The sequence below is a fragment of the Tardiphaga sp. genome, assembly GCF_044340795.1.
In the GTDB taxonomy this organism is placed as follows: Bacteria; Pseudomonadota; Alphaproteobacteria; order Rhizobiales; family Xanthobacteraceae; genus Tardiphaga.
In genome coordinates this window covers 1-7,915 of sequence record NZ_JBIISY010000265.1, presented here as the reverse complement: position 1 = coordinate 7,915, position 7,915 = coordinate 1, and the positions used below count along the sequence as shown (strand labels likewise).

Annotated in this window: 8 protein-coding genes; 1 reads left to right on the top strand and 7 read right to left on the bottom strand. The window is 62.6% G+C overall.

Annotation, left to right across the window (positions count from 1 at the left end; genetic code table 11):
- Nucleotides 1-224: 224 nt before the first annotated feature.
- Genes glcF through ACIQ17_RS28105 form a run of 3 tightly spaced genes read right to left on the bottom strand, consistent with a single transcriptional unit; the run spans nt 225 to nt 4,279 of the window.
- Entirely contained in the window at nt 225-1,538 is a 1,314-nt protein-coding gene (gene glcF, locus ACIQ17_RS28115; RefSeq protein ID WP_398472676.1) for a glycolate oxidase subunit GlcF, read from the bottom strand.
- On the bottom strand, nt 1,535-2,773 hold the full coding sequence (locus ACIQ17_RS28110; protein WP_398472675.1) for an FAD-binding protein: 1,239 nt from the start codon (nt 2,771-2,773) through the stop codon (nt 1,535-1,537). Before ACIQ17_RS28110 ends, glcF begins: the two co-directional genes overlap by 4 nt.
- Nucleotides 2,774-2,785: 12 nt before the next feature.
- A complete protein-coding gene (locus tag ACIQ17_RS28105; protein ID WP_398472674.1) occupies nt 2,786-4,279 on the bottom strand; it encodes an FAD-linked oxidase C-terminal domain-containing protein in 1,494 nt (497 codons plus the stop codon).
- A gap of 182 nt (nt 4,280-4,461) precedes the next feature.
- Here ACIQ17_RS28105 and ACIQ17_RS28100 point away from each other — a divergent pair, with 182 nt between their 5' ends.
- Nucleotides 4,462-4,857 (top strand): c-type cytochrome, encoded by a 396-nt coding sequence (locus ACIQ17_RS28100; protein ID WP_398472672.1) that lies wholly within the window; start codon nt 4,462-4,464, stop codon nt 4,855-4,857.
- Between the two features lie 20 nt (nt 4,858-4,877).
- Here ACIQ17_RS28100 and ACIQ17_RS28095 read toward each other — a convergent pair whose 3' ends face one another.
- The 4 genes from ACIQ17_RS28095 to ACIQ17_RS28080 all read right to left on the bottom strand — a co-directional run.
- The gene (locus tag ACIQ17_RS28095; protein WP_398472670.1) at nt 4,878-5,552 is read right to left on the bottom strand and encodes a TetR/AcrR family transcriptional regulator; all 675 of its coding nucleotides are present in this window, start codon (nt 5,550-5,552) and stop codon (nt 4,878-4,880) included.
- A gap of 173 nt (nt 5,553-5,725) precedes the next feature.
- On the bottom strand, nt 5,726-6,043 hold the full coding sequence (locus ACIQ17_RS28090; RefSeq protein WP_398472669.1) for an AzlD family protein: 318 nt from the start codon (nt 6,041-6,043) through the stop codon (nt 5,726-5,728).
- Nucleotides 6,040-6,780, bottom strand: coding sequence for an AzlC family ABC transporter permease (locus ACIQ17_RS28085; protein WP_398472668.1), 741 nt, complete (start codon nt 6,778-6,780; stop codon nt 6,040-6,042). The genes ACIQ17_RS28090 and ACIQ17_RS28085 overlap by 4 nt, the downstream gene beginning before the upstream one ends.
- A 243-nt stretch (nt 6,781-7,023) precedes the next feature.
- The coding region (locus ACIQ17_RS28080) for a ribonucleotide-diphosphate reductase subunit beta (protein WP_398472667.1) at nt 7,024-7,915 on the bottom strand (892 nt) is incomplete at its 5' end.

Genomic DNA, 7,915 nt, shown 5'->3' with positions numbered 1-7,915 from the left:
TTTGCCGAGGCCTTGGCAGACTTCTCGGCCTGCTTGAGCTTTTTCAGCTTCTTTTTGTCTTTCTTGTCCTTCTTCAATTTCTTGTCTTTAGCCATCGTGGTGCTCCTGTTGCCGCCGATCGATCGAGACCGGCGTTCACGTCTCCGCGCCAGCGCGGGGCCATTGACGCACTTCGTATACGACGCAGGTAAATACGCCGTAGCTCGCTTGCTGGATTGGATCGATCAGTTCAATCCTGGCCTGGGACCGCCCGTCGCCCAATCGAGAAGCTCAATCGTGTGTACGACCGGGACATCCGTCCCGCCGGCGATCTGGACCATGCAGCCGATGTTGCCGGCAGCGATGACATCCGGCTTGACGCTCGCGATGTTGGCGACCTTCCGGTCACGCAAACGGCTCGCGATATCAGGCTGGAGCAGATTGTAAGTCCCCGCCGAACCGCAACACAAATGGCTCTCCGGGATATCTTTCACCACGAATCCAGTCTTGGAAAGCAATTCTTTGGGCGCCTGTGTGATTTTCTGCCCATGCTGCAGCGAGCAAGCAGAGTGATAGGCGACGACCAAATTGCTTTGTTTGTCAGGTATCGGCAGTTCGAGTGCGCTCACATACTCGCTGATATCCTTCGCGAGCGCTGACACCTTGGCAGCCGGCGCTGCAAACTCCGCATCCTCACGGAGCATGTAGCCATAGTCCTTTATGACAGTCCCGCAACCGGATGCCGTCACCAGGATCGCGTCGAGGCCACCGCGATCGGCCTCCCCGAGCCAGACGCTGATATTGGCCTTGGCCCGCGCCGTGGCGTCGTCGTCACGGCCGAGGTGATGGGTCAACGCACCGCAGCATTGTTCGTCACGAACCAGCACGACCTCGACGCCATGCCGGGTCAGCAACCGGATCGCCGCGTCATTGATGCGCGGCGCCAGCACTTGCTGCGCACAGCCCTGCAACAGCGCCACGCGGCCCCGGCGGGGCCCGATCGCGGCAAACACGCTGCCGCCGGCCGGGCCGGCGGGCGGGAGCTGCTTCGGCGCCATTGTCAGCATCGCCTTGACGCGGCTGAAGATGGTCGGGCTGGACTGGGCCCGCGAGGACGGCAGCAGCGATGCAAGCGGACGCGCCAGCCGCGCCATGGTCATGCTGGCGCGAAACAGGGCCGGACGCGGCAATACGAAAGCCAGGACATCGCGCAACAGGCGCTCGGGCAGCGGCCGCACATATTCCTTCTCGATCTTCACCCGCGCCTGATCCACCAGATGCATGTAGTTCACGCCGGACGGACAGGTGGTCATGCAGGCCAGGCACGACAGGCAGCGGTCGATATGTTTCACCACCTCCTGGGTCGGCTTCTGGTCCTTCTCCAGCATCTCCTTGATCAGATAGATGCGGCCACGCGGGCTATCGAGCTCGTCGCCGAGCAGCACATAGGTGGGGCATGTCGCCGTGCAGAAGCCGCAATGGACGCATTTGCGCAGGATCTTGTCGGCCTCCGCGATATCCGGATCGGCAAGCTGGGTCGGAGAGAAATCAGTTTTCATGTCGAGAGACTCCGCGACATCCGGCCGCGATTGAGAATGCTTTTTGGATCGAAGCTTTTGCGCACGCGGTCGCCGAGCGCCGCGACGCCAGACGCCTGCGGATGAAACACGTCGATGGCGCGACGGATATCTTCGGACGCCCGGATCAGCGTGGCATGGCCGCCGGCTGCATCGACGAGCTTGCGGAGTTGCGACGCCTGCGCGTCCGCCGATGGCGGAAGTGCCGCCCAGATGAGACCCCCGCCCCAGTCATAGACCACCTCGCCTTGCGAGCGCCTGGCGATCTCCTGCCCGAGCTTGCCGCCTGAGGCGGGCGGGCAGACGATCCGCCAGACCGGCCACATGGCGCGCGGGCCGCTGGCCGCGAACGGGACGACGTCGCGGATATCGGCCCACAGCGCGGCAGACTGGCTGTCTTCCACGATCTCCGCAGCGCCATAGGACTGCAGCAATTTGCTGAGCGAAGACGCACGGCTCGATGCCGATGCGGTGATGCCTTCGAGACGGATGAGCGTCGCCGACTGATCGGCCGCTGCGATCTCGCCGAGCGGCCCCTGCACGGTACGGAGCGCCGAGCCCGGCAGATGCGCTGCGCCGGAGATGTCATAGGGCGAGCCGAGGGCTGCGGTCATGGCCTTGTTGGCGGCGATGTCGTCGAGGTCGCGCAGGATCAGCGTACGCTCGGCCTCGGCGCGTGGCATCACTTTCAGCGTCACCTCGGTCATCACGGCGAGCGTACCCCAGGCGCCGGTGATCAGCTTGCAGACGTCATAGCCCGTGACATTCTTCACCACGCGCCCGCCGGCCTTGAAGCTTTCGCCGAAGCCCGACACCGCATGCACGCCGAGCAGATGATCGCGCGCGCCGCCGGCCTGGATGCGCCGCGGTCCGGCAAGACCGGCGGAGATGGTGCCGCCAACGGTGCCGATATCGGGCGTACCGAGCAGGCGCGAGGTATTCATCGGCTCGAAGGAGAATTGCTGGTTTTTGGTATCGAGCAGCGCCAGCACGTCGGCAAACGGCGCCCCGGCCTGCACGGTGAGGATCAGTTCGTTCGGCTCATAGGAGGTGACGGCATTGAGCGCCGACAGGTCCAGTAGCGCATTGGTCGCAATCGGCTGACCGATATTGCGCTTCGATCCGTGACCGATGATCTCCAGCGGTTGCTCGCTGGCGATGGCCGCACGCACCGCCTGTTCGACGTCCTGGGCGTCCCTGACTTTCAGTGTGTCCACAATCACATCCAACTAGAAACGCGGGAGATCCGGAAATGCGAGCTTGCCGCCATGCACATGCACGCGCCCGAGTTCGGCGCAGCGATGCAGGGTCGGAAACACCTTGCCGGGATTGAGCAGCCCCTGCGCATCGAACGCGCATTTGATGCGCTGCTGCTGGTTGAGATCGATCTCGTTGAACATTTCGGGCATCAGGTCGCGCTTCTCGATGCCGACGCCATGTTCGCCGGTGAGCACGCCGCCGACCTCGACGCATAAACGCAAGATGTCGGCACCAAACGCTTCGGCCTTCTCCATCTCGTCCTCCTTGTTCGCATCATAGAGGATGAGCGGATGCAGATTGCCGTCGCCGGCATGGAAGACATTGGCGACGCCCAAACCATACTTCGCCGACATCTCCTTCATCCGCCGCAGCACCAGCGGCAGTGCGGCGCGCGGGATGGTGCCGTCCATGCACAGATAGTCTGGCGAGATACGGCCCACCGCCGGGAAGGCCGCCTTGCGGCCGGACCAGAACAACAGACGCTGCTGCTCGGACTCCGATATCTGGCACGTGGTCGAGCCGCACTTCAGTGCGATCGCTTCCACGCGCTTGATGAGTTCATCCACTTCGACAGCGGGACCATCGAGTTCGACGATCAGCAGCGCATCCACATCGAGCGGATAGCCGGCGTGGACAAAAGCTTCCGCCGCATGGATAGCCGGCCGGTCCATCATTTCCATGCCGCCGGGGATGATGCCGGCACCGATCACATCGGCGACGCACTGCCCGGCAGCTTCGACTTCGGCAAAACCGATCATCAGCGCGCGCGCTGTCTCCGGCTTCTGCAGGATGCGCACCGTCACTTCGGTGACGACACCGAGCAGGCCTTCGGAGCCGGTGATGATGCCGAGCAGGTCATAGCCCGACGGCTCCGCCGTCTTGCCGCCGATGCGGATGACTTCGCCATTCATCAGCACGATCTCGCAACCGAGCAGATTGTTGGTGGTCATGCCGTATTTGAGACTGTGCACGCCGCCGGAATTCTCCGCGACATTGCCGCCGATGGAGCAGGCAATCTGCGACGACGGATCGGGTGCGTAATAGAAGCCCGCATGCGCCACCGCCTGGCTGATGGCGAGGTTCGTGACTCCGGGCTCGACCACCACGGCGCGGTTGTCAAAATCGATCTCGCGCACACGCTTGAACTTGCCGAGCCCGAGCAGAACCGCGTCAGCCAATGGCAATGCGCCACCGGACAGCGAGGTGCCCGAACCACGCGGCACCACCTTGATGCCATTGTCATGGCAATATTTCAGAACCTTGGAGACCTGCTCGGTCGTATCCGGCAGCACCACCACCATGGGCGGCTGCCGATAGGCGGTGAAGCCGTCGGATTCATAGGGAAGCATTTCGGCAGCGCTGGAGATCACGCCCTCGCCCGGCACCAGTTTCTGCAAGGCCGCGATGATCGCATTGCGCTTCGCAAGCACGGCCTCATCTTTCGCCGGCATCATGATCGTCATCGAGCATTCATCCCTTTCGCAACCGCGATATAGAACCGCTGAGCGTTTGGGTTGAATCAACCACGTCCGCTTGCGTTTGAACAGATAACGAAAGCATGAGCGCGGGACCCTGTGGTACCCGCTTGTGCATCCTGCAACGTGTGTGCGAACATTCGGTACGGAAAGCCAGAAAAGAGCCATCCATGAAAAAACTGACCTTTGCCGCTTTCGCCTTTACCGCGGCCGTCACTGCATCGCCTCTCGCTCACGCTCAGGACGTCGCTGCAGGCAAATCCTCATTCAACAAATGTCTCGCCTGCCACGCTGTCGGCGAAGGCGCGAAGAACAAGGTTGGCCCGGAGCTCAACGGGCTGAACGGTCGCAAGTCAGGCAGCGCGCCCGGCTATTCCTATTCGGACGCCAACAAGAATTCCGGCCTCACCTGGGATGAAGCGACATTCAAGGAATACATCAAGGACCCGAAGGCGAAGATCCCGGGCACCAAGATGGCCTTCGCAGGGATCAAGAAGGAATCAGAGATCAACGATCTCTGGGCCTTCCTTGCGCAATATGGCGCCGACGGCAAAACCAAGCAGTAAGCGCACTCACGCTGCAGCAATCAGACGGGCGCAGCCATCTTGGTCGGTAACACGGCCTGCACCACCAGGCCGCGCGCGCGCGCGTCCATGACGCCGACTGCGCGCAATGCGAGCAGCGTGACGGTCTGCACGGCATCGCGCAATTTCACTGGATCGTCGAAACTGTCCGGTGCCATCGGGCCGACCAGCGCCTCGTGCAGCGCGCCGAGCAGCGCTGCAGCGGCCAGTGCGGTGTCCTGCGCGGGCAAATGACCGGCCCGGATCGCCGCATCGATGCGTGATTCGATCTCGCCGGCAATTTCACGACGACTGGTGAGTCGGGATTCAGTGACATCCACTTCCACCGGCTCCGCAAGGATCCCCCAGGCCAGCTTGCGGTTGGAGACCACATGGACGGCAACCGTGGTGACGGCTGCAGCCAGCGCCGAGGACGGGCCCGGGGCCGCGTCGGCCGCCCGGCGGATTGCCGTCAGTTCATCCCGCGACACGTCGGCAATGAGTTCGGAGATAAGGTCCGCCTTGGACGGGAAATAGCGATAGACCGTGCCCGCGGCCACATTGGCGCGGACGGCCACCGGGGCGATTTGTACCGCCGCCATGCCGCCCTCGGCGCAGGTTTCGCGCGCAGCCGCCAGAATGGCGTTGCGCCGTGCCGCAAGCCGCTTCACGACCTGCTGGGTACGTCGATAGACCATGAGCTTGTCCCGCGTCCGGCATCCCTGCACGGCCCGAGGCCAATCAAGGAAAATCCGTGAGTTCAAGGTTTTGCGCGGATTCGAGTGGTCAGCCGCGAGAAAAGATGAACACCAGTTCAGCCTCTTTGACAAGGCATTTTGCGCATAGCGGGATTCATCTTTTCGGGCAGGTCCTAGCCGCCGAAACCGAGCGCCCGGGCCGCCGCGGCGACCGCCATACCGACGATCACGGCGATGAAATCGTTGCGGCGGATGATGGTCACCGCCATCGCGGCGAAAATGGCGAAAATCACGACCGGACCGCCATTGACCGCCACCGGCAGCGCGGCGGCGACGATGATCGAGCCCGGCAACGCATCCAGCATCCGGCGCACCCTGGGCGTGACATTCACATAGCCCATCAGCCAGTAACCGCCGAGACGGGAGGCGACTGTCACCGCCGTCATGACGGCGAAAGCCAGCATCACATCACTGCGCAAAAAGTCAGTCATGCCGCCGCTCCCGACTTTTCAGGCTCGTCCATGAAGCCGGCACTGAGCGCACCCGACAGCGCACCGGCGATGATGAACCACCAGCCGGCCACCAGCCAGTGAACGAGGAGCGCGACCACGCCAGACACCACCCATGGGATCGCGCGGCGCGGGCCCTTCCAGGCCGGCACGAGCATGGCCGCATAGAAGGCCGGCATCACCAGATCGACGCCGTACTTCTTCGGATCGGTGAGTTGCTCGGCGAGCAGGAAGCCCGGGATCGCCGCGACCAGCCAGACCAGGTACAAAACGATGCCGCCGCCGACATAGAACATGGCATCGGCGCCGCCACGATCACGATAGCGCATGGCCGCGAGCCAGCCGCCGTCCGTCACCAGCAGCATCGACGAATAGGCCTGCCACGCGGGCAGCGTACCGAACCATGGCCGCAGCGTCGCGCTCATCAGCATGAAGCGGATATTCACCGTGAGCGTGAGCAGCGCCAGAGTCGCGATGGTGCCGGGCGTCAGCACGTCAGGCCAGGACTGCACGGCGACGAATTGCGACAGGCCGCCATAGACCGTGCCCATCATCACCACGACTTCGGCCAGCGAAAAGTTCTTCTGGGCGCACAGCGCGCCGAAAGCCATGCCGAATGCGAGCGTGCCGGGAAGCATCGGCCCGATGGCAACAATGCCGGGCAGGATGGCGGCACGCGACCAATAGGCCGGCGCCTTGGGGATGTGGGTGTTGTGCATGGACAATCCGTGTGATGCCGGCATGGGTGCTGACATCACACGATCAGGTCAAGCCACTGTCCCCTCATGCGCGTTATGCAGATGCGCGTGAGACGAAAGGCGATAGTGAGCGGTGTCCCGGACGCGCTGCAGCGTTCTTACGCTGCTGCGCAGAGCCGGGACCGCACCAGAAGCCGGAGTTCGTGGCGGTCCCGGCTCTGCGAAGCGGCATAAGCATGCCGCATCGCGTCCGGGACAAATGGCTCAGTCCCAGTTGAGCGCGCCGCCGTTCTGATATTCGATCACACGGGTCTCGAAGAAGTTCTTCTCCTTCTTCAGATCCATCGCTTCGGACATCCACGGGAACGGATTTTCCGTTTCGGCGAACACGGGCGCCAGACCGAGCTGTGCACAGCGGCGATTGGCGATGAAGTGCATATAAGTCTCGCACAGCGCCGCATTGAGCCCGAGGAAGCCGCGCGGCATGGTGTCCCGACCATAGGCGGCTTCCAGCTCCGCCGCTTCGCGGATCATGTTGCGGATCTCGTCCTGAAACTGCTTCGTCCAAAGATGCGGGCTCTCGATCTTGATCTGGTTGATGACGTCGATGCCGAAGTTCAGGTGGATCGATTCATCCCGCAGGATGTATTGATATTGCTCGGCGATCCCCACCATCTTGTTGCGGCGGCCGAGCGAGAGGATCTGTGCGAAGCCCGTATAGAACCACATGCCTTCAAAGATGACGTAGAAGGCGACGAGATCGCGCACAAAAGCCTGGTCGTTTTCGGGCGTGCCGGTCTTGAAGTCGGGATCGTCGAGATGCTGGGTATGCTTCAATGCCCAAGCCGCCTTGTCGGTGATCGACGGCACCTCGCGATACATGTTGAACAGTTCGCCTTCATCGAGGCCAAGGCTTTCGACGATGTACTGGAACGTATGCGTATGCACCGCCTCCTCGAACGCCTGACGCAGCAGATATTGCCGGCATTCGGGATTGGTGAGGTGCCGATAGATCGCCAGCACGATGTTATTGGCGACCAGCGATTCCGACGCGGCAAAGAAGCCGAGATTGCGCTTGATGGCACGACGCTCGTCCTCGGTCAGGCCATCGCGCGACTTCCATAGCGCGATATCCGCCTGCATGGAGACTTCGGTG

What these genes read in the sequence shown, in the direction of transcription:
- glcF (WP_398472676.1), bottom strand. Translation starts at nt 1,538, where the DNA reads ATGAAAACTGATTTCTCTCCGACCCAGCTTGCCGATCCGGATATCGCG.
- ACIQ17_RS28105 (WP_398472674.1), bottom strand. Translation starts at nt 4,279, where the DNA reads ATGACGATCATGATGCCGGCGAAAGATGAGGCCGTGCTTGCGAAGCGC.
- ACIQ17_RS28100 (WP_398472672.1), top strand. Translation starts at nt 4,462, where the DNA reads ATGAAAAAACTGACCTTTGCCGCTTTCGCCTTTACCGCGGCCGTCACT.
- ACIQ17_RS28095 (WP_398472670.1), bottom strand. Translation starts at nt 5,552, where the DNA reads ATGGTCTATCGACGTACCCAGCAGGTCGTGAAGCGGCTTGCGGCACGG.
- ACIQ17_RS28090 (WP_398472669.1), bottom strand. Translation starts at nt 6,043, where the DNA reads ATGACTGACTTTTTGCGCAGTGATGTGATGCTGGCTTTCGCCGTCATG.
- ACIQ17_RS28085 (WP_398472668.1), bottom strand. Translation starts at nt 6,780, where the DNA reads ATGCACAACACCCACATCCCCAAGGCGCCGGCCTATTGGTCGCGTGCC.